Genomic DNA, 24,660 nt, shown 5'->3' with positions numbered 1-24,660 from the left:
TCAAATTTATCCAGAAATAGTTAAATAATATCCACAAGATTATACCCATATGCTTGAAATTCTTATTCATATCAAGCGAAGGCTGTATCTCTATGTGACCCTTGTGTTTATAATTGCTCTAATTTTGGGCTATTATATTGATTTCACAAAGATGAATATAATGCTAGTAAGCGTTGCCGCCGTGTTTATCATGCTCTACCCCATGCTAACTGGAATGGAGGTAGAAAAGGTCAAAAGGGCTGGAAGGAATTACAAGCTCATCTCATCAACTCTGATATTTGCTTACTTCATTGCCTCCCTCACAGCCTTCTTCCTTACCCGCACCCTTTTGATTGGTTACGATGACCTCGCTCTTGCCTTGGTTCTAGTGGGTGCAATTCCCTGCTCTAACATGCTCATAGGATGGAGCGGGATAGCAGATGCGAGCGTGGCAGATGCTTTGGTAATAGCTGTTATTGGTCTGCTTCTCATTCCAATTCTCTCACCCATTTTAATTTACTTCAACGGAGGTATATTCGCCACAATAAATGTTCTACAACTTGTGTTAATTCTTCTCTTCTACATCCTAGTGCCCTTGGCTTTGGGGATGCTCACGAGGAGGGAGATAATAAGGATGAAGGGAAGAGAGTATTTTATGGGTATAAAGAAGTACCTTCCGGGAATATCTGCCTTGGGTATTCTCCTCATTGTATTTTTCTCCGTGGCAAAAGTATCCCGCAAAGTAATTGAGGAGCCGCAAATTTTCCTGCTTGTCTTAGCTGCACTATTCTCATACTACTTTATACAAACTACCCTCTCTGTTTTGGCAGCTAAAGCTCTAAAATTCAAATATGAGCAGGGAATGATTCTGATACTTGGTGCCACTGCAAGCTCTCAAGCTATATCTCTTTCCCTCGCAGCTACTGTATTTCCTCCTCTAACTGTATTTGCCCTATCCTTCAAGCCAATATTGCAAGTATTCTACATAATGTTCCTTATCTACGCTCTAGGTCCATGGCTTCGCAAGTTCTTAGGGCAAAGTATTAATGAGGATTAAGAAATACCTTTACTATGGACATCAAGATTGAAGAGCTTGTTGAGCTTTCAAAAATAAGGAGCGAGACAGGATACGAGGCGAAAATTCTTGGATACATAGAGGAGAAATTGGAAGCTCTGGGTGTGAATTACGAGCGTATGCCCGTGGATGAAGAGAGGTACAATATAATTGTCAATCCAGAGGAAAAATTTATGATTAACGCCCATGTGGATACCGTTGGTGATTACTTCCCCCCAGAGATTGAGGGCGATATTCTCTGGGGTAGAGGAGTGATGGATGATAAGGCGGGTGTGCTTATAATGCTCAAGCTCATAGAAGAATTTAAAGATTCTCTCCCCGTTAGCTATGTTTTCTTCGTTGATGAGGAAGAGGAAGGAAAGGGCTCTAAGAAGTACGCTGAGAAGTATGCGCACGATTTTGCGATAACCATGGAGCCCACATCTCTAAGAGTATGCACGGCCGAGGCGGGAAGTCTAGAGCTGGAATTTGAGTTTTGGGGAAAGGCCATGCATGGCTCCTGTGCAGAAGAGAAGGAAAATGCGATATGGCAAGGTATAAAGTTTATAAGTGAGATGAAAAAATTAAAGTTTCTGAAGGCGGAGCATAAATTGCTTGGGAAGCCAGCGATAAATGTCGAAATGTTTGATGGAGGGGATTATATTCTTGCGGTCCCAGAGAGTGCCAAAGCGTTGGTTGATTTTGTTTATCTGCCTGGTCAAACTGCTGTTGAGATAATTGACGAGGTGAATAGAATTGGAAGAAAGTACAATGTGAATCATATGATTTACGATTTATCACCTCCCTTTGAAATATCCTCTCGGAAACGAAGGGTTAAAGAATTTTTGAAGTATGCCGAACTCGGAGGATTCCGCAGCTGGAGTGATGCTCAAAGTTTGGTGGATAAGGGTACTCCTACCGTGGTATTTGGACCTGGGGAATTGAGATATGCGCACACGAAGGACGAGCATGTGAATATAAAAGATGTGAATAAAGCGTACGATATTTTGAAAAAAGTATTGAAAGATTGGAGCTCGGCGTAAATGAGCAAGGAAAAGATGCTTGAAAGGATAGCCAACTTGGAGTATGAGATGTTTGAAAGGTTAAAGATGAAAAATGAAGAGTGCAGAAAAGAGAATACTTTCAAGCTTATGAGAAAAGCCCGTTTTTATCCTTTATCCGAGGAAACTTTGAGCTCGTATATCCAAGATTTAGAAATTGCATTAATGCATTCTCAAAACCTTCTCGCTTTGAAGTATAAGTGCATAGAATTTGGGTTTATGAGTGATGAAATAGCGGATAAAATTGTAAAAATAGAAGTAGAATGGATGAAAGAGCTAAAGAGGAAATATCCAAGGATTGTGAAGGATGAGATTGAAGATTTTGAGAGGTATCTAAAATGTGAACTTTTAACATTCTCCAAATACACTTTAGAAAAATATTATAGGGATATTCTGGAGATGAAGAAAAGGGGAATTAATATGGCTGAATTGAGTCATCTCTATCTTTTCAACCATTTAGGTTATGAGGATTTGGAAGAAGTGGGTAAATAACCACGAAAGTATTATATTCCCAGTGTTCATAGGTGCGAGGAGGAGGAAGAGATATGAGTGAAGCTTTAGTAAGAGGAAAGATAGAAACCGAAATGGAAAAGAGAAGAAATACCATAAGGCCTATCAATCAAAGAATTGCAAAGCTAAGGGAAGAAAGTGTGAATATCGAGGTAAAAATCTCTGGGGAAAGGGCAAAGTTGATAACTGAATTCTACAAGAAAGAAGTGGGTAAGGGGAAATCCATACCCGTGCAGAGGGCTTTAGCATTCAAGTATTTAATGGAAAATGTTAGTTTGCCTGTTGAGGATGGACAGCTTATAGTGGGAATAAGGGGTACGGGAGTAAATGAAGTTCCCACATATCCTGAGATAAATGTTCACTCTTTGGATGATTTGGAATTGTTGAATGAAAGAGAAAATATGCCCTATAAGGTGGATGAAGAGACTAAAGAAATATACAAGGAAGAGGTAATACCTTTCTGGAAAGGTCGTGCAATGAGAGACATAATTTTTGAAAATCTTCCACAAGAGTGGATGGATGCCTATGAATCTGGGGTCTGGACAGAATTTATGGAGCAGCGCTCTCCTGGGCATACTGCGGGAGGGGATAGAATATTTAAGATGGGAATTTTGGACATAAAGAATGAGATAAAGAGGAAAATGCAAGAGTTAAAGCCAGAGGATCCAGAGTATTATGAGAAAATGGAAGAGCTAAAAGCAATGGATATCGTGGCTGATGCAATAGTGATTTACGCACATAGGTACGCTGAGAAATTGCAAAGTATGGCAAAAAAGGAGAAGGATGAGAGGAGAAGGAAAGAGCTGGAGGATATGGCAAAAATATGCAGATGGGTTCCTGAGCATGCACCGAGAACATTTTGGGAAGCGCTTCAACATTACTGGTTCATTCATGTTGGAGTAACTTATGAGACAAATCCATGGGATTCATTCAATCCCGGAAGGATTGACCAAAATCTATATCCATTTTACGAGAAGGATGTAAAAGAAGGAAGATTGAATAGAGAAAGAGCCAAGGAGCTGTTTCAAGCTTTTTGGCTCAAGTTTAATAATCAGCCCGCAGTGCCAAAGGTTGGTGTTACGGCGGAAGAGAGCTTTACCTATAACGATTTTTCAAAGTTGAATGTGGGAGGATTGACCGAGGATGGCTACGATGGTGTTAATGAGCTTTCTTATTTAATCTTAGAAGTTCTCAGTGAGATGAGAACATTGCAGCTAAATACAGCAGTGTTGATAAGCAATAGAAATCCTGACAGATTCCTCATAGAGGCATTGAAGGTTGTAGGTCCAGGATTTGGTGAGCCTCCATTTTTCAACTATGATGAGCTCATTGTTAGAATGCTAAGACAGGGAAAGAGCTTAGAGGATGCTCGCACCTCTGGGGTTAGTGGATGTGTTGAAAGTGGGGCCTTTGGAAAAGAGGCATATATTTTAACAGGGTACTTCAACCTCCCAAAGATTTTGGAAATAACCTTGCATAATGGAATAGACCCCCGTACAGGAAAGAAAGTTGGCATAGAAACGGGAGATGTTACGGAATTTAAAAGCTTTGAAGAACTATGGGATGCCTTTTTAAAGCAAGTTAAATATTTCCTAGATATAAAGATGAAGGGCAACGATATAATTGAAGCCCTATATGCAAAATATCTACCTGTGCCCTTTCTATCTCTCTGGATAGAAGATTGTGTGAAGAATGCAAAGGATTACAATGTAGGAGGTGCTAGATACAATACCCAATACATTCAAGTTGTGGGCCTGGGAACATTGACTGATTCTTTGGTATCTATCAAATACAATGTGTTTGACAAGAAATTCTTCAAGATGGATGAGGTTATTAAAGCCCTAGATAATAATTTCAAGGGCTATGAGCTCATGCGCCAGAGATTCCTTAATAGGACTCCTAAGTTTGGGAATGATGACGATTACGCTGATGAGATAGCAAAAAGAATTGTGGATGTTGTGGTTGATATGATTGAGAGTTATCCTCCATCACCAATTAGAAAAGCTTCAAAGAGGGCATATTTTCTACCTACCACTGCGCATGTTTATTTTGGGAAGGTTACTGGAGCTACGCCTGATGGTAGGATTGCTGGATATCCCGTTTCTGAAGGTATATCTCCTGTGCAGGGCATGGATAGAAAAGGCATAGCCGCAGTTTTCCGTTCTGTTGCTAAATGTGACTGGGCAAAGACAGGAGGAGCACTTCTCAATCAAAAGCTAACTGGTGACCTTTTGGAAAATGAGGAGAATATTAAGAAATTAGCAGCTTTAATAAGGAATTTCTTCAGATGGGGAGGCCATCATGTGCAGTTCAATGTTGTTAGTAGCGAGGTTCTAAAGGAAGCCCAAGAGAAGCCTCCAGAGTTTCAGGATTTGATGGTTCGCGTTGCTGGCTATAGTGATTATTTTGTCAATTTGCCTAAGGGACTTCAAGATGAGATAATAAAGAGGACGGAGCATGAGGAGGTATGAGTGAAGGAGTAATCTTTGATATAAAGAGATATGCTATTCACGATGGTCCAGGAATAAGGACTACGATATTTATGAAAGGATGCCCCTTGCGCTGCATATGGTGCCATAATCCAGAGGGCCAATCAATAAATTTTGAGATAATGTATATAGAATACAAGTGCATCCATTGCTATACCTGTGTGCATACTTGTCCTTACAAGCTGATTTACTTTGATGATTTTGGTGCGCAGCATATTGAGAGGGATAAATGCACCTATTGCGGTATATGCACAGAAAATTGTCCCACAAGTGCTTTGGAATTCATTGGTAGGAAAATAACGGTGGAGGAATTAATGAAAGAAATAGAAAAAGATATAACACTTTACGATTCCTCAGGAGGGGGTGTAACTTTCTCTGGAGGAGAGCCCCTTATGCAGCCAGAGTTTTTGAAGGAAGCTCTAATAGAATGCAAAAAAATAGGAGTTCATACCACTTTAGATACATCTGGTTACGCTTCCCGAGAAGTATTGGAATCTATTATGGATTATGCGGATTTATTTCTTTATGATATTAAGCTCTATGATTCTAAGGAGCATAAGAAGTATACTGGGGTGTCCAATGAAATAATAAAAGAGAACCTGAAGTTCCTTGTTAAATTAGGGAGAGGAGAAGATATAATATTGCGTTTTCCTGTGATTCCCACGATAACAGATACTGAAGAGAATGTGGAAGGATGGAAGAAATTTATAAAGGAATTAGGAGGTATAAAAGAGATAAATCTGCTGCCCTATCATGATGTGAGTGAGAAATTTAGAAGATTGGGAAGAGAGTACATGATGCAGGTGCACGAGTCACCAAGCGAAGAGAAGATGAAAGAGATAAAAGAAAAATTTGAAGAGATAGGATTGTATGTCAAAATTGGTGGATAATATGTATGAGGGAAATGTGAAATATGAAGAGCGTATGGTTTTTTGGCTTGTTTTACTTATTTTGCCGCCTCTAGCTTTTATATTTTTATACATATTCCTTTATCAGGCTTTAATAGGGCCATTGGGATCAAAGCCAGCACCCCAGTGGTTTATTCTAACTTTAACCATACTTTTCTTTGCTCTCAGTTATCTTTTTGGCTCTTACAAGCTTGTGATTACAGATAACTCATTAATTGCTGGCTATCCTGCTTATCGCATACATCTACCATGGGAAAATGTTGTAAGTGCTGAGGAAGAAAAAGGAACCATGTGGAAATATGGGGGCTATGGTATAAGAATTGGGAAGATTAAAGGAGAAAAAGTTTTGGTTCTATCTCTCCCACGAACAAAGTATATTCGTCTAAAGCTGAAAAATTCAAAATGGATATACGCAATAATATCGACAAAGGATATTGAGAGTGCTTTGAATTACATTAGGCAAGAAATAGAAATATATAGAAAAGATTAGAGTTGTGAGTATTTCTTTGCTATTTCCTTTGCCATATCAAGTGTGCTAGCATTGCCACCCATATCGTAGGTGCGCACTTTTCCCTCTTTAACGACTTCTTCTATTGCCCTTTCCAATTTATTTGCCTTCTCTTTCTCACCCAGGTAATCAAGCATCATTCTAACTGCCCTTATAGTTGCAATGGGATTTACTTTGTACAAACCGGCATACTTGGGCGCGGAGCCATGCACAGGTTCAAAGACTGCATAGTTATCGCCAATATTTCCAGCAGCAGCAAATCCTAGGCCGCCAACAAGTTGAGATGCCAGATCTGAAATTATATCGCCAAATAAATTTGAAGTTACAAGCACATCGTATTTCTCAGGATTTTTTACGAGCCACATGGCTTGGGCATCAATATTTGTCTCCCACATTTCTATATCTAGATATTCTTCGTGGATCTTCCTTGCCACTCTTACAAATAAGCCACTCGTCTCCCTCAGCACATTTGGTTTCTCTACCACGGTTACATTTTTTAGATTATTTTGCTTTGCAAATTCGAATGCAGCCCTTATTATTCTCTCAGCACCTTTTCTTGAGATGATTCTCAAAGAAATGGCCTTATCTATCCCAATGAACTTCTTGTATCTTGGATGGTCTTTGAACGCATTGTCTATCTCTTCTGGAACGGGATAATATTCCACTCCGCTATAGAGCCCTTCAGTATTTTCCCTGAAAACTGTTATGTTTATATTATCCTTATAATTCAACGGATTTCCGGGATAGGCCTTTGCGGGGCGAACATTGGCGTATAGGTCAAAGAGTTGGCGTAGCTTCACAATGGGACTGTAATATTCCAAACCCTTACCCTGCAATTCGGGAGCCAGCTCTTTCTGAGCCTCATCCTTTGGTTTTGAAGTTATTGCCCCAAACAATGCGCAATCTGTCTGCTTCATCAACTCAACTGTTCTCTCTGGTAGTGGATTTCCCTCCTTGCGCCAGAACTCCCATCCTATGTCTCCATATATGTATTCCGCATCCAATGCTATTTCATCCAATACTATCATCGCAGCCTCAATAACTTCCGGTCCTACTCCATCTCCCGGCAACACGGCAATTTTATAAGTCATTTTAATACCTCCAGAAGGTAAATAGAAAAGTGGCATAAAATAATTTTCTAAATTCTTTTAAATTCCTTGACATAGAGATGTGATTCAAATTCATCGAAATACAGATTTCTTCTTTCGTTTTCTACCTCTCCCCTTTGATTATCCACAGGGTCTGAGCGCCAGTATTTTTTGTCAGGAATGAAATCAACCTGAAAATCATCATTTGCGATCATCCTAAACGCATCCATATTTCCAAAATAGAATACATTTCTCACTTCTCCATTCCTTCGATAATTTCCAAAGGAAGCATCTACTGGGAGCCATTTTCCATCCACATATACCTGAGCCCAGTCATGGGGAGATGCGAATTTTGGAGTTATGTACCATCCACTCTGCCACTTTGCTGGAATACCCGCAGCTCTCGCAAGGGTTATGAATAAAAGTGCAAACATTCCGCAATCTCCACGCAACGAAGTGGCGACGAATTCGCTTATGTTATTGTATGTGCAGTACTCCCTCACATAGGTATAATTTGTGTTATGCGTAATCCAATTGTATATTCTCTTGGCTTTTTCATAATTATCCTCGGCATCCCTCGTTATTCCCTCCGCTAAAGATTTAATGTAAGGTGTGAATCTCACATGCGGCGGTTTCTCTTTTAAATTCTCATTTAAATCCGCATTTCCCTCCATACCTCCTCGTACTTCGCTTATCACATATTCAAATTCCACCTGAAATTCCTTGGAATTAGAATGGAAATATATGGTTCTTTGAGCTGCGTGGTTATCTGCAATTTCATATTTCTTCGGGTAAGCTTTTAAAATCCTTACTCTTTCAATTTGAAAATTCTCCTTTGGTATTGGAAGCCATACCCTATAGGTGCCTTTTCTTTTCACCCTTAATTTTATTCCTGCCACAACACGATATTTGTGTAATTCTCCTTTATTGAGCCTTCTAATAGCTCTTCTTATAATCCCTCGCGAATAGTCTCCCAATTCATCCCTCTTAACTTTCCTTTTACTTATGATGGGCTCCAAAAAAAATAGATTTTCCACAAATCTCTCATAAAATCTTTCCTCTCCATCCATTATAATTCTCTCGATTAATCCCAAGGATATCCATTTATCCAACTCCTCCTCTTTAAATCCAACAATGCTCTCCCTGAGAAGTTTCACAGCAGACTCTCTATTCCATGGGAAATCCTTTCTCATCCTTTTTAAACGCTCCATTTCGTACTCCATTCTCATCTTGAACTCAGGAGGCAAGTCTCTTTTGCTTAGCTTTCTCATAATTTTAGTCGCACCTGCAAAATTGCCCATTTTTATTTCTCTCTCAACATCTTCTGGAAGGGGTATGGTAAGAAAAGAGATATCGTTCATAGGTGTACATATTGTGCAGAAATTTAAGTTTTTCACTAAAAATATTATAAGAGTTGCTCATGCCCTTTTATGCGTCCACAACCAGAATGCTTGGCTTGCATATTTAGACGAGCTGTTTTCGAAGCGAATTTGGTCAATCCGGATAAGGCTATGGATGTAGTGAAAGCCTTGCTCACTCTTTTATGCGATGAATTTGACGAAAACAAATTGTCCATAAAGGTCTGGACGAAAGTGCATGCGAAGGTGAATGAGATTCTTGGTACAGATGATCCATACAAAGAGTTGAAGAGGAAGAGCAACGATATAGCTATGAAAATGTTTCCCAAGGCTCTCGAGTATTATGAAAAAAGTGAGGATAAGCTTAGGGCTGCGGAGCTCCTTGCCATAATAGGTAATGTGCTTGATTTTGGAGTTGGCGTAAATTCTCCCGAAGAGTTTGAAAAAGTTTTTACTTCTCTCATAAATGAGGGAATAGAATATGACGATACCGAGAAATTAAAGAAACATCTGAAAGGACACATAGTTTACATAACCGATAATTGTGGCGAGATAGTTTTCGACAAAATTTTGGTAAGAGAATTAAAGAAGTATGCAGAGAAAATCACTCTCTTGGTAAGAGGCAAGCCAATCCTATCCGATGCTACTCGCGAGGATGTGGTCTATGTGGGCTTGGATAAGGAAGTGGATGAAGTCCGTGACACGGGTATGTTTGCTGTGGGCATAGATATGGATTTAGCATCTGAAGAGCTTAAAGAATTGCTCTACTCGGCAGATTTAATCATTGCCAAGGGTATGGGTAATTATGAGGCTCTCAGTGAGAGCGATTTGAGGCCCATTGCATATCTACTGCGCACTAAATGCGATCCCGTTGCGAGAGATATTGGTGTACCAAAGGGTATGAATGTGGTTAAGGTTTTTGAATAGCTTGGAAAATTATAAATACTATTTTTCCCATATATTTTGGGGCTTTAAATGAGTGGGCTGAGGGAAGATAAAGGATTTGTTGAGAATAGGATATACAAGAAAAAGTTTCCCCGTTATAAAATGAGGAATGCATTTCACGGAACTAAATTTGCATTTATCTTTGTAATAATATTAGTTGTGATAGTCCTATCTAGCTCTTGGGCCTATTCGTCTATCACTTCTCAACGCAATACCAGAGAAAATTTATCCGATAATTATGATGCAACTGCAAATCATGTTGTTATAAACGAAGTTTATTACGATGTTAAATCAGGATACTCCGAGCCACAGTGTGAGTGGATAGAGTTGTATAATCCGACAAGCAGTGAGGTGAATATCTCAGGATGGATACTCACAGACAATCCTTATTTTAATACAACGAGATACGAAGGTTATTGGGTTTTTCCTTCAGGTACTAAAATTGCTGCTGGAGGATATATCTTAATTGTTCACGATGCAACTTACAAAGGTCAATTTAGTGAATTATTTCCTGGAGTAACTCCTGATTTTGACACCAATACAAGTAACTCCATACCTGATGTAAGCATAGAGGGTAATTTACAGATGGCTAATACAGGTGATGATATTCACCTTTTTGATTCTTCTAAGAATGAAATAGATGTAATGTGGTATGGAAATGGTGGGGATATGGGAAGCACAAACGCAGCAAAGGATGTCTCTGAGGGGCATTCCCTTGCAAGATATTATAATGCGGAGGATACGGATAATCCCTCGCATAATTTCTATGATGAATCTTCACCTACGCCTAGAGCTCAGAATACTCAGAGTATTCCTGAATTGAATGCATTTTTCATCTTGGTAGTGGCTGCAAGTATTGTTGTAATTGTGAGATTATTTAAGAAAAAGCATTAATTTTTGAGAGGAATGAAAATTATAAATATTTCAATTTACATAATGTTTGCGAGGTGTTGGGATGAGAGGACTTAAAGCAAGAGATGTCTTTATAGGAGAAGGTATAAAGAATAAAAATCACTTGTCGGGCTGGAAAGTTCTGATCAGTGTGGTAATCGTGCTTCTAGTAGTAAGCAGCGTTATTTTTTTGATGTTTACTGCTGCTCCTAAAGTGTCGGAGAACAAAGTTACTTCTTTGGGTTATATGGCAGTCCAGCAAGATTTTGGCTCAGGATATAAGAATCCACAGGTTGTTAGTGTGGGAGATATGTTTATAGTAGGTACTGTAAATTATGGAAAATTAACAATCACATTTGTAAATGCAACCACTGGGAACATTGAAAATACTGTATCTCCTGTCACTGATGTGTATAGCTGGTATTTCAGGATAGCATCGGATTCTATGGACAAAGCTTTGCTTATTGTATGGAACAATGGAACTAATCTAAATGGAACTTTCTTGCATTGGGGGGATGGTAGTATAGAAAAAACAGACAATTTTACTATAGCTTCTGATATTGCTACCACTGGGTTGGGATTGGCCTATGGAAATGGAGAATTCTTAGTTGTTTGGAGTGACTCTAGTAATCACAACTATGGAAGAACTATAGAATATAATGCATCGGCTCCAAATACACCTGTACTGAATGCAGAATTCAAAGTATCTTCTGATACACATTCTCACGCGGATAATTTTGTTGCTTATGATAGTTCAACTCATCACTTTATAGTTCTATGGAGAAATTACTCTGGAATATCAGGTCTTTACAATATTACTGGTAAGATATTTGATTCAAATGAAAATGCTCTTACAGGAGATTTTTTAATTGCAAATGGGGTAGCGAATAATACAAAGTATGATTATCCATCAGCAGAGGGAGGTCCAGGAGTGTTCTTTGTGGCATATGTTAATTATAACTCTCCCTACGATGTACACGGTGTATATGTAAATGCAACAAATGGCACTTTGGGTAATACCTTCAATATAGGAACCAGTAACAAGTATGGGGTATCTTTTGTAGGGATAGCTTACAATGGAAACTCTTACATTGCTGTATGGACAAATGAGAGCTATGATATAGTTGCAATGACTTACGATATGGATGGTAATGCATTGCTCTCGCAGCCACTGGTAATCTCCAATACCGCAGATAGTGAAGAATGGCAGGATGTAGCTTATAATAATGAAACAAATACATACTATTTCGTTTGGTATGATTACACTGCAAAGCATGACTATGGCTCTTTATGGACATCATCAGAGATACCAGAATTCAGTGCATTCCTGCCGATTTTAATAGTGGCAGTGGTGGCATTTATAGCAATAAAAAGAAGGCACTAATCTCCAAAATTTTCTTTTATTATTTTTAGAAGTTCTTCTAATATCATATTGTTTAATTTCTCTCCCAACTCCTTACTTGCACCTTCTGGATTGCTAAAGGTCGCATATGGTACCATTTCCTTGTAATCTACCTGTACTGTATACTTTCCAGCATGGTTTTTCTTGAATTTGTAGTTCTTTTTCACAAGTTCTGGGCGAATTGCCATTATGCGAGAAGTTTCAATTATTCCTGCATGGCTGTCATCCTCAGGCACTAGTTTTCCACGATATTGATATGCTATGTAATAATCAGAAAGAAGCATGATTTTCAAGTCTTTGTACTCTTTTAAAACATCCTCACATGCAAGTCGTAAAGCCGCCATGTGGTTTGTACTTGCGTGTCCTGACAATACCATAATTTTTCTAATTTCATGCTTTGCCACTTCGCTTAGAATATCTTTAACGAATCCCCGGAGAGAATCAAAGCTTATTGATATAGTTCCTGGAAATGATGATAGCCCTTGTGTCCATCCGTAATGAATGGGAGGAAGTATAAGAGCATTGATTCTTTTTGCAATTTCTTCTGCTAACCACAACGGTTGGAGCATATCTGTATTTAATGGTAAATGATGACCATGCGCCTCAACGCTGCCCACAGGAAGTATCACTAATGGCTGCTTTTTTATTATACCTTCGATTTCGGCATAGGTATACTCATCCCAATACAGCCTCTGCATTCTTTCTCACCTCTGGCATAATGAGTTTCTCGCTAGACTCATCAAGCCATGTGGTCAGTCCATGCTCTGGGCAATAGTATATGTTCAATTTTTCGTTATACTTTGCTTTTTTTCCACACACAACGCAAATCATGTTCATCACCTTCTGAGCTTTAAGGCCAGGGTTTTTAGCCCTGGCCGCGCATCCCATCCCGTCATAGAAGTGAAGTTCCATCAAGTGCCTCTATTAATTCTTCCTTCCAGTTCTTTCTATATTCCATTTTTTTAACCCTAAGCCATAAGGATAGGGCTTCACTTAATACATGCTCCCTATCCAATGCATATCCTTTCTCGATGAATATGTCTATTTGTGAGAGTATATTACGAGGTACTTTTGCTACGAGTTTCACCCTTTGCCACTCCTCCTCTCTCTCTTCCACATAGTTCTCTATGAGCTCCCTAATGAGCTCTGAGACCGTCTTTCCCTCCTTTTCGCAGAGATCTTCGATTTTTATCTTCAATTCATCTGGAATTCTTGCACCCACAATCATAGTTCTCACGTTTAACAATTGTTTAACATGATGTAATGCGATAATCTATATATTTTATTTTTGGTAAAACACATGGTAAAAGGAAAGTATATTCAAAAATTATTGTTAACACGGCAAAATTTTAGCATTCATTCTCAATAATTGTGAATATTAGCTATTATTCTGTTAAACAAAGTGGCATAAAATTTATTAAATTTTCTGGTAAAAAGGTTAAAATAGGGGAAGAGATTAAACATCTTGGTGCCAGGCTAGGCCGGGGGGTTAGGCGTCCCCTGTAACCCGAAAGCGTCTATACGCGGGGGCGACAGCCGAGGGCGGTGTAACCAGGCCCGTTTCAGACCATGCAGCCCTGTTGAAGCTCTGTCCTCCGGGGTCGCGGGAGCGCTGTGGGCTTTCGGAGGGAAGCTCCACAGCGCTTTGCCACGGGAACCCCGCCAGGCCCGGAAGGGAGCAGCGGTACCGTGGACCGTTGGCGCTCGGAGGGTAGCGGGGCGGAGGGGCTGTATGGGCCCCTGGAATGGGTTCTGGGCATCCACCTCGGCGTGCCTGGCACCTTTTATTATGCTTAAATTTAAATATTCATTTGAGTTATAGCAATTGTTCTATGAGGTGAGCATAATGAAAAAGGATCTGATTTCCATAGTGGACATTAAGGATGAGCTTGAAGAGATAATAGACCTTGGCTTAGAGATGAAAAGAAGACAGAGAATGGTTGAAGTGTACGAGCCGTTGAAGGACAAGAGCATGGCTATGATTTTTGAAAAGCCAAGTACGAGAACTAGAGTTTCTTTTGAGGTGGCTATGACTCAGCTCGGGGGACATGCTCTTTACCTTTCTCCGAGGGATATGCAGCTTGGTCGTGGGGAAACGATTGCAGATACTGCCAGGGTACTGTCGAGGTATGTGGATGCGATAGTTTATCGTGCGTACAAGCATGAAAATGTTGTGGAGCTCGCTGAAAATGCTTCTGTACCCGTAATAAACGCTTTGGATGATTTGGAGCATCCCTGTCAAATTGTGGCTGATCTCATGACAATAAAGGAGAAAAAGGGAGGATTTAGAGGGTTGAAGCTTGCCTATGTTGGTGATGGAAATAATGTTGCCCATTCTCTAATGCTCGGGGCTGCGATTGTTGGTATGAATTTCTATATGGCTTGCCCAGACGGTTATGAGCCCAAGAAAGATATAGTGGGAGAAGCAAGGAAGATAGCGAACGAGACAGGGGCAAAGATTGTGATAACCCATGATCCTGTGGAGGCAGTTAAGGATGCTGATGTGATTTATACGGATGTGTGGGTTAGTATGGGTGATGAGGCGGAGAAGGAAATTCGCCTTAAAGTTTTCAAACCCTATCAGGTAAATGAAGAGCTTGTTAGGCATGCAAAGAGCAACTACATTTTTATGCACTGCTTACCTGCTCACAGAGGATATGAAGTAACCGATGATGTGATAGACTCCCGTAACAGTGTGGTGTTTGATGAGGCAGAAAACAGATTGCATGCACAAAAGGCAATATTGGTGCGGCTTATAAAGCCATAATCACTCTTTTCTTTTAAACATCTTTTCTAAATCTTCGTTTTTTATCTTTATCATCGTGGACCTTCCATGGGGGCATGTGTAGGGATTCTTGCATCTTAATAGATCCATTATCAGTTTTTCCATTTCAAATTGAGATAGCTTTTGATGTGCTTTAATTGCACCTTTGCAGGAGATGAGTTTTATGAGTTCATCTCTCTTCTCATCTATTGATTTGGGACCTAACTGAGCAATTTCCCTTATTGCATCCTCCGCATCCCTCTTTGTCAGTATAGGGGGTATTCCCCTGACAACAATTGAATTTGTACCAAAATCCTCTATTATGAAACCATAATCCCGAAGGCTCCCTTTTTGTTCAAGTATGAATTGGTACTCTTTGTAATCTAAATTTAAAATAATGGGCTCTAAGAGCTTCTGAATGTTCCTGTCTTTCATATCTTTCAAAAATCTCTCGTACCTTATGCGCTCGTGAGCCGCATGCTGGTCCACTATTACCAATCCCTCTGGAGATTTAAGAATTATGTATGTGCCATCTACTTGCCCTAAAATTTCCATGGGCAGGGTTCTCATAACCGGGATGAAATCTTCTATTTTCCTCATCTTGCTGGGCTCTTCCACATCAAAGACCATCTGTTTCTCTCGCTCAATTTTGATCTTCTCTGCTCTTTCCTCTCTTCCACCAATTTTTGATGGGATATTTTCCTCTTTTGTAAGTGAGTTCCATATCAAATTTGCAATTTCTTTCTTTATTCTATTTTCATCTTTAAACTTAACAAAGAGTTTTGCAGGATGGACATTAACATCGATTTCATCTGGCTCAACCTGAATTTTTAGTATAGCAATTGGATAAGAATCTCTGAACAGAAGGGTACCGTAACCCTCTACGAGGGCATCTTCTATTATTCTGCTTTTCACATACCTCCCATTAACAAAAATTAGGAGCTTGTTTTTATCTCTTCTAACCTGATATGGCTTTGCTATAAGTCCTTTAATTTTCATTCTGTTGCTCTTCTTTATTTCAACCATTGCATCGGCAATTTCCTTACCCCAGAGCCTTGCGATTCTCGCCTTTAGATTGGAGGGCGGTAGATTAAATACCTCTTTTCCATTATGCACGAGTTTGAAATGAATGTTCTCGTAAATTATAGCATATTTCTCCACGATTGAATATATCTGAAAAAACTCGCTCCTCTCACTCTTTAAGAATTTTCTTCTTGCAGGAGTGTTGTAAAATAAGTCTTCCACAAGTACAGAGGTGCCTGAAGGAGCACCGATGCTCGTAATATTCTTTATCTCTCCCCCTTCCACATGGATTTTTGTTCCCACAAGATCCTCTTTCCTCTTGGTAATTATTGTCAATTTTGAAACTGCCGCTATGCTTGGCAAAGCCTCTCCTCTAAATCCCAAGGTGCTTATCCTGTTCAAATCCTCCTCGCTCTTTATCTTACTTGTCGCATGCCTCTTTAATGCAAGAATTGCATCCTCTTCACTCATTCCGCAGCCGTCATCTACCACTCTAATTCTCTTTGTTCCTCCTCCCTCCACATGGATCGCAATCTTAGTTGCTCCTGCATCTATGCTATTCTCAACAAGTTCTTTAACAACACTTGCAGGTCTCTCCACTACCTCTCCCGCAGCAATTTTCTCAACGATGTTTGGGGGCAGAACTCTTATCTCAGGCACAAAAATGGTATGAGGTAATTGAATAAAAATTATTCCTTTTTGCAAAAATTTAAATCTTAAAATGCAGTATTTGGTCTATGGATGCCAGGGAGCTTGCAAAATATATTGACCATACAAATTTGAAGGCCTTTGCCACAAGGGAAGACATAAAGAGATTGTGCGAGGAGGCGAAAGAGTATGGATTCTATGCGGTGTGCGTAAATCCATACAGGGTTAAGGATGCTGCCGAGTTCTTGAAAGGCACGGATATAAAAATCGCTTCCGTTGTTGGTTTTCCTCTGGGGGCAACATTCACCGAAACAAAGGTTCAAGAGGCGATAATGGCCGTTCGCAACGGTGCGGATGAGATTGATATGGTTATGAACATAGGGGCTATGAAGGATGGAGATTATGGATTTGTGGAAAGAGATATAAGAGAAGTTGTTGAAGCGGTGCATCCAATGGGCGCCAAGGTAAAGGTGATAATTGAGACATGCTATCTAAGCGATGAGGAGAAAATTAAGGCATGCGAACTTGCCAAGAAAGCAGGTGCAGATTTTGTGAAGACCTCCACTGGGTTCGGCACAGCGGGAGCGAAGGTTGAAGATGTTAAATTGATGCGCAGTGTGGTTGGCAATGATATGGGTGTAAAAGCCGCTGGCGGAATACATAATGCAAAGCAGGCAATTGCAATGATAGAGGCGGGAGCGACAAGAATAGGAGCTAGCAGAAGTGTGGAGATTATTGAAACGCTGGAATTGATATGAACTGGAGAAAAGTTTTAGGAATAATTCTTCTCATCTTTGGAACATCTTTGTTCATACTTGATTTTATTAGAATGGAGAGTATCGTGCTCTATATTCTAACTTTTATGGCTTTTATCTCTCCCATTTTATCTGGAAAGAAGGTAGCCTCTTATATTCATGACTCCAATCTTGCTAAGAAAAAAGGATTTAATGCAAGTCCAACATCATTTATTTATCTGTGGCTATTTTTCTGGCTGTTTTTCCTTTTAGTTTATACAATAGGAAGTATCATTCTCTCCGAATCTATAAAGTTCTTCATCTCTACTCTTTCTGCAGATTATCTTGGATTGCTCTACACAATACTTCTTTTCGTAGGCTCTTTTTATCTGTTTGAGGGAAGATATATGTCGAATGATTCCTTTTTAACCCTCTGGGGCAGGAATGTTGAGAAGAGCAGAAGAGTGAGTAAAAATGCGGTGGAAAAAGTAAAGGAGGGAACTAAGTATTTTGAGAAATATTTATAATGTTTTCCTCAATCCCGCACCCATGGAAATAAAGAACATTGCTGATTTTCCAAAGGTTGAAGAGGAGATATTGCGGAAATGGGAAGAGGGTAAGATATTTGAAAAATTAAGAGAGAAGAATAGGGGGAATGAGAGATTCATTTTTCTCGAGGGTCCTCCTACTGCCAACGGTATGCCCCATATTGGTCATGCTTTAACCCGTTCAGTTAAGGATATAATTCTCCGTTATAAGGCGATGGATGGATATGATATACAACCCTGGATCGGTGGGTGGGACTGCCATGGCTTGCCTGTGGAAATAGAGGTTGAGAAAAAATTGGGTATCAACTCAAAGAGAGAGATTGAAAAATTCGGGATAAGGGAGTTTAACAAGCTTTGCCGGGAGAGCGTTTTCAAGTATCGTGATGAATGGATTAAGATGACCAAGCGCATAGGTTTCTGGATTGATATGGAAAATGCCTATGTTACCATGGAGGATTATTACATTGAAAGTGTTTGGTGGGCCTTGAAAAAAATGTACGAAGAAGGTTTGCTGGTAAAAGATTACAAAGTTGTACCTTATTGTCCAAGATGTGGCACACCTCTCAGCAGTCATGAGGTTGCGCAGGGTTACAAAAATGTGAAAGACCCATCGGTTTATGTAAAGTTCAAAGTTAAAGATGAAAATGCATACTTCCTTGTTTGGACCACGACACCATGGACATTACCTTCAAATCTCCTATTGGCTGTGGGTGAGGATATAGATTATGTGCTGGTAGAGAAGGATGGAGAGAGATATTATATAGCAAAGGCCCGATTAAAAGAAGTTTTGGGGGAGGCTAAAATATTAAAAGAGCTCAAAGGCTCTCAGCTCAAAGGCAAGAGATACGAGCGCTTGATACCTTATGTACCTGTTAATTTTGACGCCTTCTATGTTACCACTGCCGATTTTGTAAGCACTGAGGATGGTACAGGTATAGTGCATATAGCCCCCGCTTTTGGTGAGGACGATTACAATGTTTGCAAGAGAGAAGGCATACCTTTGATAAAGCCGGTAGATGAAGAGGGCAAGTTTACGGATACCCCATGGAAAGGCATGTTTGTGAAGGATGCAGATAACCACATAATAGAATGGCTAAAAAAGGAGGGAAAGCTATACAAAAAAGAGAAGGTGGAGCATAGCTACCCCCATTGCTGGCGGTGTGGAACACCCCTACTCTACTATGCTCTCGATACCTGGTATATAAGAATGAGTAAAAAGAGAGAGGAATTAATCAAGAATAACGAAACAGTAAATTGGAAGCCCGAGCACCTTAAACACGGTCGCTTTGGAAATTTCTTGGAAGAGGTTAAAGATTGGGCCCTATCACGCAACAGATACTGGGGTACACCATTACCGGTTTGGACTTGCCCAGATGGACATGTTTTCATACCAGAAGGTAAAGAGGACTTGTTAAAGCATGCAGAGCCAGATAGTATTCCTGAGCATTTTGAGTTGCACAGGCCCTATGTGGATGAACTCAAGATAAAATGTCCTGTTTGCGGTAAGGAAATGAAAAGGGAGCCGTATCTCATAGATGTGTGGTTTGATTCTGGAAGCGCTCCCTTTGCCCAGTTCCATTATCCGTATGAGAATAAGGATGAATTTGAGCGTTCATTTCCGGTTGATTTCATAACGGAGGCCTTGGATCAAACCCGTGGCTGGTTCTACACCCTTATGGCCATATCCACAGTTGTTTTCAATAGAGCACCCTATAAGAATGTTCTAACTCTAGGCTTGATTTTGGATGAAGATGGGGAGAAGATGAGCAAGAGCAAGGGTAATGCAGTTGATCCAATGGAAATAATGAATAATGTTGGTGCAGATGCAGTGCGTCTCTACTTCTACTCCACTCCTGTTTGGAAGAGCCGCCGCTTTTCAGAGAATTTGGTACGGGAGTATGCTCAAAAGACATTGATGACACTTTGGAATGTTTATGTATTTTTCAAGAACAATGCCTCTTTGGATAATTTCACCCCTGATAAAATAGGGGAGATTAAAAACGAATTGGATAGTTGGCTCCTCTCGCGCCTGAATACTACTATTGTGGAGGTTAGAAAAAATCTGGATTCTTTGGATATACACAAAGCCACAAAGGCAATTGAGGTCTTCATAGACGAGCTCAGTAACTGGTATTTAAGACGCTCGCGCCGCCGCTTCTGGAAAGAAGAGGTCGGAGAGGACAAGATATCTGCTTATACATCCCTTTATCTTGCTCTTAAAGAATTGGCAAAACTTTTAGCTCCTTTTACTCCATTCTTCGCAGAGTACATGTACGGTAATCTGTGGGGGAAGAAAGAGAGTGTGCATCTGGAAGAGTACCCCAGGCCACGGAAAGAGCTTATAAATAAAAAGCTTGAAGAGGAAATGAATGTTGCTATAAGAATTGCAGAGGCAGGTAGAAGAGCGAGACAATTGGCAAACATAAAACTCAGGCAACCACTTGCTTCTATGACTATAGTGGCAGATGAAAAATTCCATCCAATAATAGAGAAATTTGTGGATGTTCTTAGAGAAGAGGTCAATGTTAAAGAGATAAAAATAGAGTCCTCCGCAGGTTCAATGGTAAGTATTGAAATTAAGCCAAATTATAGAGTTTTGGGTCCCAAGTTGAAAGGGGATATGAAGAAAGTCCTAAAAGAGCTTGAAAAACTTCCAGCAGAGGAAATAGCCAAGAAAATAAAGAATGGAGTTGAAATTGCAGGGTACATATTGACTGAAGAGGATATCAATATCGTTGAGAAACCATCTCAGGGCATACTTTCAGTTGAAGTGGAAGGATTGCCCATGGTGGTATATCTTGATACGAATATAACTGAAGAACTGCGCTTGGAGGGATTGGCGAGGGAGATTGTGAGAAGAATTCAGGCCATGCGCAAGGATATGGATTTACAATATGCCCAGAAGATAAAGACATTTTATGAGGGAGATGAAAATCTTAAAAGGGCCATAGAAAAGTTCAGAGATTACATTATGAGAGAGACGCAGAGCATAGAGCTTGAAGAGGGAGAAAAGAAAGGATACCAGAAAGAATGGAGCATTGATGGAATGACTATAAAATTGGTCATTGTCTCCTAAATTTTTTAATTTTTATTATTGCTGCAATTGAAATGATGAGCAAGGTTATTAGAGCATAGAATATGTAATTGTTGAAGTGTGGCAAGAAATCTTCGTTATCCCCTATACCATCTCCATCGCCATCCTTCCACTCCTTGGGATTATGGGGAAATGCATCCTCGTTATCGGGAACTCCATCTCCATCCGAATCGATAATACATCTTATTGTAATCTTTTTAATCTCGTAATTTCCAGCTAGATCCACCACTTTTATCAGAATTGTGTAGTTTTCCTGTCTTGGGTTTTTTACGGTGTAAGTCTCATTCATTCCTAAGTCTATCCAAGAGCCATTATTTATTTTGATGGCGAAATAGGCAATGCCAAGGTTATCTCTTGCTAACCATCCTATTGTGAGATTGCTATATTTTATATTGAGCGTATAATTGCTTGGTGGGCTTATTGAATATATTTCAGGAGGAGTAGTATCCACGGTAAAGCTTCTCTCTTTGTAGGCAATATTTCCAGCCCTATCCACGGCTTTGAGATAGATTACATGGGGGCCATCGTTAACGGATATTTTTAGAGTATCGTTATTGATTGTTTTCCACAACCCCTTATCGATTCTAAAATAGCATCTACTTACTCCAGATAAATTATCAGATACATTGAAATTGATTTCAAAATTGCTTATGTTCAAGATCACATCTTTAGTTGGATAACTTATTTTCAATGTGGGGGGTGAGGTATCTACTAACACCTTTATCTCAGATATGTTGAAGTTACCTGCATTATCAACGGCTTTAACGAAGATGTGATGCTTTCCATTGCTCAAATAAATTTTATAACTTCTTTCAAGTCCAACATTTATCCAACTTCTGTTATCCCATCTTATCTCAAAATGGTTTAGACCGCTTTGTGAATCGTTTCCTTTCCAGGTGAGCATAAAGTGGCTCTTGTTGGCTATAGAGTTGTTATATGGTGAGTTTATTCTAATCCAAGGTTTGATATTATCTGCGAACGCACTTATCTCTTCACTCAATTTTGATTCTCCCGCATCGGTAAATGCGCTGATAGCATAGTAGTATCTGACATCGGGAGTTATGTTATAATCTGAGAATTCTGTGATGTTTCCTTTAATTTCATAGGTGAGGGAGAGATTTGATTTTTGGGTACCTCTATATATTCTATATCCTTTTATAGGAAAGCCCCCATCATCCATTGGTGCGAGCCAAGAGATAAAAATTGAGTTTTTACCTATCTTTGCTGTGGGAGTTAATGGAGGTGAAGGAGGATAATAAATGAAGATTGGAATGGATGCGTTGTTATTATTTTCATCAATCTCTTTTATTTTGTTGTTTTTATCCACATAGACTATTATCCTATGTTTTCCCATGAGCCCAGAAGTGTTCCAAACTATACTTGCATTTTTACTTTTCCCTATAGAAATGTTCCCCAAGTTTACGGTTCCTATTTCCTGCTGAGGATAAGTAGAATCAAGGTATATGCTCGCCGTTACATTCTCTGCATTTTTAATTCCTATGTTGTGCACAGTTAAGGTTATGGTTATATTATCTCCCTCAGTTGGTTTTGAGGTGTTTAATTTTATATCATCTTTTGATATGGTTAAATCTGGTAATGGTGGGGGCAGTATGTGTAAAGTTATGTATTCATTCTGGGAGTATAGGTCTCCATCATAAGCCCGCACAAATATGTAATGGGTCCCTATACTGAGATGAGTTGTATTTATCTGATAGCTCCATTGTGCCCCTCCAATTCTGAACCATGGCCCTCTATCAATTTTCATCTCCACATACTCTATAGAATTATCGTCCCTTGCACTGCCGTACACTGCTATCTCATCTCCCCATTGAAGTGTTATATTTTTACTGCTCTCAATCTGGCACGAAGGTGCTTTGTTAGTATCGTCCTTTTCAATGTTGTAAACCTGATTTAGCATCTCATCCCATTGGTAGTCCTTGAAAATGGAGAATGTAGATGTTTGTGCGGGCTCAATTGTTTCAGCCATCATCATTTTCCTTCCGTTTGTATCAGAGTCGTAGTACGCAATGACACTCTTGGTAGCGTTATCTAACATGCTCTTTGCCCAGTATCTTATGTTGCTATCACCTACATACTTTAGTATTTCCTTTGCAAGATCTCCTAGGTCCTTTCCAGAGTGCCAGTACTTGGTATCAGCACTTACTGCATTCTGAAAAGCTTCTTTGATCTCCGTGTTGTTACTGCCTGCTTTGGCTCTTACTGCTTGAGCAAATTGGTTGTAAGAGTTCATAAAAAATTCTAGAGCGGTAGTGTTTATAGCAGCCATGGTAGATATTGAAAAATGTAAATTCTCATCATCCACATGCTCCACGAAGTATCTGGCAAAATTCTCTGCACTCATATTTGGGTCAGATGTTAACCCATATAGAATAGCATTGTAATCCCATCCATCGTCACCTTCGGTGTGCTCAGAAGCTACAATGATCTTTGTGGCATTTCTAATTTCATAGTTATCCGCACCAGCATCCATAAGACATGCGTCATAGCCCCAGATATCCACTCCTCCTGTTTTCTTTTTTATCTCTTCGGCAGCGTAGTGTAAATCTTTAAGGGATAGATGAGAGCCAGAGGTTTCGTCCCACATTGCACCGCTGTAGTCTCCACCGTGGTCCCATAAATCCAGAAAATAATGCTGGGCAGGATAGGTTTTCATTGCCCAAACCACGAAATCTACCAAGGTATCTGGATTTCCCATATCAAGTTCGCTCTTCATCCATGGTGCAGATAGCACCTCATAACCTCCATTTTTAATTTCTATTAGTTTAGTATCTCCATTGCCATCCTTATCCCAGAGAACGAGCACATTAACATATGATGTGTTCTGGTATCCCCTTTCCATCTCACTTAAGTCACCTTCTGTGGCATCCGAGAGGGAGTTATCTCCATCCATATACACCATAAAAGTCCATTTTGCATAGTGATTTGAAGTTGGGTATGAATAATCATAAATCTTTAAGGGCTTTTCTTTCGTTTCCTCTTTTAAAAGGTACCATTGATGAAGATTGAAAGAACTGTATGTTCTGTATATCCACGCACTCTCACTTTCCATCTTGATTGTTACCGAAAATCCATGGGTATGAATCTCTCTGATCGGGTAATTTGCATTTGCAATTTTTACATTTTCACTTGTTTTTCCAAATATTGTGAGCCAAAGGGATGTCTTGCCACTCCAGAAAATAAGAAGTTTTGAATTTATGTATGTGAGATTCGTTATTGTTGCGTATGAATTGGATAACTTTTTACTCTCCCATTTTCCTTGCGAGAAGTAATAAATGTATGGAGTATGATTTATGGAAGATGTTATGAAAATTCCGTGAGCATTAACGAGTAAAGATGGGCACTCTCCCCCTACATATACTGGCTTGCTCCAAGAGCCATTGTAGATTAAGAGATAAGAATTCTGCATTCTTTGCTTGGTATATACGGCATAGATTAAATTTTTATATTTCTCAATGATAATTTTGCCATTGAGTTCATTTTCAATATCTTTTATCGGATTTGCATTTTCTTTAGGAGCCATCCCATAGGTAATATTGCCAGATAGGATTTGAATTATGAAAATTGCGGTTATAAAGAGTATAAGCATCATTCTAAATTTCATTTTTAAATCCCCATTTCCCATGCGAGTGCCTAAT

The 24,660-nt window shown here is 39.6% G+C and carries 20 protein-coding genes and 1 other RNA gene; 14 read left to right on the top strand and 7 right to left on the bottom strand.

Going from position 1 to position 24,660, the window contains the following annotated elements; translation table 11 throughout:
- Positions 1 to 49 precede the first annotated feature (49 nt).
- Genes ABOO_RS00890 through ABOO_RS00865 form a run of 6 tightly spaced genes read left to right on the top strand, consistent with a single transcriptional unit; the run spans position 50 to position 6,491 of the window.
- Entirely contained in the window at positions 50 to 1,036 is a 987-nt protein-coding gene (locus ABOO_RS00890) for an arsenic resistance protein (protein ID WP_008085099.1), read from the top strand.
- A 14-nt stretch (positions 1,037 to 1,050) separates the two neighbouring features.
- Positions 1,051 to 2,076 carry a M20 family metallopeptidase gene (locus ABOO_RS00885; RefSeq protein WP_008085159.1) on the top strand — a complete coding sequence of 342 codons (1,026 nt, stop codon included), beginning with the start codon at positions 1,051 to 1,053 and terminating at the stop codon, positions 2,074 to 2,076.
- Positions 2,077 to 2,586, top strand: a complete 510-nt coding sequence (locus ABOO_RS00880; RefSeq protein WP_012997057.1) for a DUF4125 family protein — start codon at positions 2,077 to 2,079, stop codon at positions 2,584 to 2,586. It begins immediately after the preceding gene.
- 53 nt (positions 2,587 to 2,639) lie between these two features.
- A complete protein-coding gene (gene hypD, locus ABOO_RS00875; protein WP_008085123.1) occupies positions 2,640 to 5,075 on the top strand; it encodes a trans-4-hydroxy-L-proline dehydratase in 2,436 nt (811 codons plus the stop codon).
- Complete coding sequence (locus ABOO_RS00870) at positions 5,072 to 5,983, top strand: glycyl-radical enzyme activating protein (RefSeq protein WP_008085083.1); 912 nt, start codon at positions 5,072 to 5,074, stop codon at positions 5,981 to 5,983. Before hypD ends, ABOO_RS00870 begins: the two co-directional genes overlap by 4 nt.
- Positions 5,964 to 6,491, top strand: coding sequence for a hypothetical protein (locus ABOO_RS00865; protein ID WP_236614177.1), 528 nt, complete (start codon positions 5,964 to 5,966; stop codon positions 6,489 to 6,491). Before ABOO_RS00870 ends, ABOO_RS00865 begins: the two co-directional genes overlap by 20 nt.
- Here the strand turns inward: ABOO_RS00865 and ABOO_RS00860 are convergent.
- Both ABOO_RS00860 and ABOO_RS00855 read right to left on the bottom strand, forming a co-directional pair.
- Positions 6,488 to 7,600, bottom strand: coding sequence for an isocitrate/isopropylmalate dehydrogenase family protein (locus ABOO_RS00860; protein ID WP_008085068.1), 1,113 nt, complete (start codon positions 7,598 to 7,600; stop codon positions 6,488 to 6,490). The genes ABOO_RS00865 and ABOO_RS00860 overlap by 4 nt on opposite strands.
- A gap of 47 nt (positions 7,601 to 7,647) precedes the next feature.
- The gene (locus ABOO_RS00855) at positions 7,648 to 8,958 is read right to left on the bottom strand and encodes a transglutaminase-like domain-containing protein (protein ID WP_008085112.1); all 1,311 of its coding nucleotides are present in this window, start codon (positions 8,956 to 8,958) and stop codon (positions 7,648 to 7,650) included.
- 69 nt (positions 8,959 to 9,027) lie between these two features.
- On the opposite strand from ABOO_RS00855, the gene ABOO_RS00850 reads away from it, so the two are divergent.
- The 3 genes from ABOO_RS00850 (at position 9,028) to ABOO_RS00840 (ending at position 12,175) form a co-directional block, all read left to right on the top strand.
- On the top strand, positions 9,028 to 9,882 hold the full coding sequence (locus ABOO_RS00850; protein ID WP_012997056.1) for a damage-control phosphatase ARMT1 family protein: 855 nt from the start codon (positions 9,028 to 9,030) through the stop codon (positions 9,880 to 9,882).
- A gap of 48 nt (positions 9,883 to 9,930) precedes the next feature.
- Positions 9,931 to 10,794, top strand: a complete 864-nt coding sequence (locus ABOO_RS00845; RefSeq protein ID WP_008084985.1) for a lamin tail domain-containing protein — start codon at positions 9,931 to 9,933, stop codon at positions 10,792 to 10,794.
- Between the two features lie 61 nt (positions 10,795 to 10,855).
- Positions 10,856 to 12,175 (top strand): PEF-CTERM sorting domain-containing protein, encoded by a 1,320-nt coding sequence (locus tag ABOO_RS00840; RefSeq protein WP_008085144.1) that lies wholly within the window; start codon positions 10,856 to 10,858, stop codon positions 12,173 to 12,175.
- Here the strand turns inward: ABOO_RS00840 and ABOO_RS00835 are convergent.
- The 3 genes from ABOO_RS00835 to ABOO_RS00830 are packed head-to-tail and all read right to left on the bottom strand — an operon-like array spanning position 12,172 to position 13,421.
- Positions 12,172 to 12,891 (bottom strand): creatininase family protein, encoded by a 720-nt coding sequence (locus ABOO_RS00835; RefSeq protein ID WP_008084816.1) that lies wholly within the window; start codon positions 12,889 to 12,891, stop codon positions 12,172 to 12,174. The two genes, ABOO_RS00840 and ABOO_RS00835, sit on opposite strands and share 4 nt — an antisense overlap.
- Positions 12,869 to 13,105, bottom strand: a complete 237-nt coding sequence (locus tag ABOO_RS07940; RefSeq protein WP_012997055.1) for a hypothetical protein — start codon at positions 13,103 to 13,105, stop codon at positions 12,869 to 12,871. Before ABOO_RS07940 ends, ABOO_RS00835 begins: the two co-directional genes overlap by 23 nt.
- On the bottom strand, positions 13,086 to 13,421 hold the full coding sequence (locus tag ABOO_RS00830; RefSeq protein ID WP_008084840.1) for a ribbon-helix-helix protein, CopG family: 336 nt from the start codon (positions 13,419 to 13,421) through the stop codon (positions 13,086 to 13,088). The genes ABOO_RS07940 and ABOO_RS00830 overlap by 20 nt, the downstream gene beginning before the upstream one ends.
- A gap of 241 nt (positions 13,422 to 13,662) precedes the next feature.
- On the opposite strand from ABOO_RS00830, the gene ffs reads away from it, so the two are divergent.
- Both ffs and argF read left to right on the top strand, forming a co-directional pair.
- Positions 13,663 to 13,973, top strand: an RNA gene (ffs, locus tag ABOO_RS07865) — signal recognition particle sRNA.
- A 66-nt stretch (positions 13,974 to 14,039) separates the two neighbouring features.
- Positions 14,040 to 14,960, top strand: coding sequence for an ornithine carbamoyltransferase (gene argF / locus ABOO_RS00825; RefSeq protein ID WP_012997054.1), 921 nt, complete (start codon positions 14,040 to 14,042; stop codon positions 14,958 to 14,960).
- On the opposite strand, the gene mutL is transcribed toward argF, so the two are convergent.
- Positions 14,961 to 16,640 carry a DNA mismatch repair endonuclease MutL gene (gene mutL / locus ABOO_RS00820; RefSeq protein WP_012997053.1) on the bottom strand — a complete coding sequence of 560 codons (1,680 nt, stop codon included), beginning with the start codon at positions 16,638 to 16,640 and terminating at the stop codon, positions 14,961 to 14,963.
- 77 nt (positions 16,641 to 16,717) lie between these two features.
- Between mutL and deoC the strand changes: the two genes are divergently transcribed.
- From deoC to ileS, 3 genes are read left to right on the top strand one after another with little or no spacing between them, the layout of a single operon-like run.
- The gene (gene deoC / locus ABOO_RS00815; RefSeq protein WP_008085134.1) at positions 16,718 to 17,386 is read left to right on the top strand and encodes a deoxyribose-phosphate aldolase; all 669 of its coding nucleotides are present in this window, start codon (positions 16,718 to 16,720) and stop codon (positions 17,384 to 17,386) included.
- Complete coding sequence (locus ABOO_RS00810; protein WP_008085168.1) at positions 17,383 to 17,889, top strand: hypothetical protein; 507 nt, start codon at positions 17,383 to 17,385, stop codon at positions 17,887 to 17,889. Before deoC ends, ABOO_RS00810 begins: the two co-directional genes overlap by 4 nt.
- 22 nt (positions 17,890 to 17,911) lie before the next feature.
- Complete coding sequence (gene ileS / locus ABOO_RS00805) at positions 17,912 to 20,986, top strand: isoleucine--tRNA ligase (RefSeq protein WP_012997052.1); 3,075 nt, start codon at positions 17,912 to 17,914, stop codon at positions 20,984 to 20,986.
- Here ileS and ABOO_RS00800 read toward each other — a convergent pair.
- The gene (locus tag ABOO_RS00800; protein ID WP_236614176.1) at positions 20,973 to 24,626 is read right to left on the bottom strand and encodes a clostripain-related cysteine peptidase; all 3,654 of its coding nucleotides are present in this window, start codon (positions 24,624 to 24,626) and stop codon (positions 20,973 to 20,975) included. The two genes, ileS and ABOO_RS00800, sit on opposite strands and share 14 nt — an antisense overlap.
- Between the last annotated feature and the right edge of the window lie 34 nt (positions 24,627 to 24,660).

The organism is Aciduliprofundum boonei T469 (assembly GCF_000025665.1).
Lineage (GTDB): Archaea > Thermoplasmatota > Thermoplasmata > Thermoplasmatales > Aciduliprofundaceae > Aciduliprofundum > Aciduliprofundum boonei.
The sequence above is the reverse complement of the archived record's forward strand: the minus strand, read 5'-3'. Positions and strand labels throughout refer to the sequence as shown.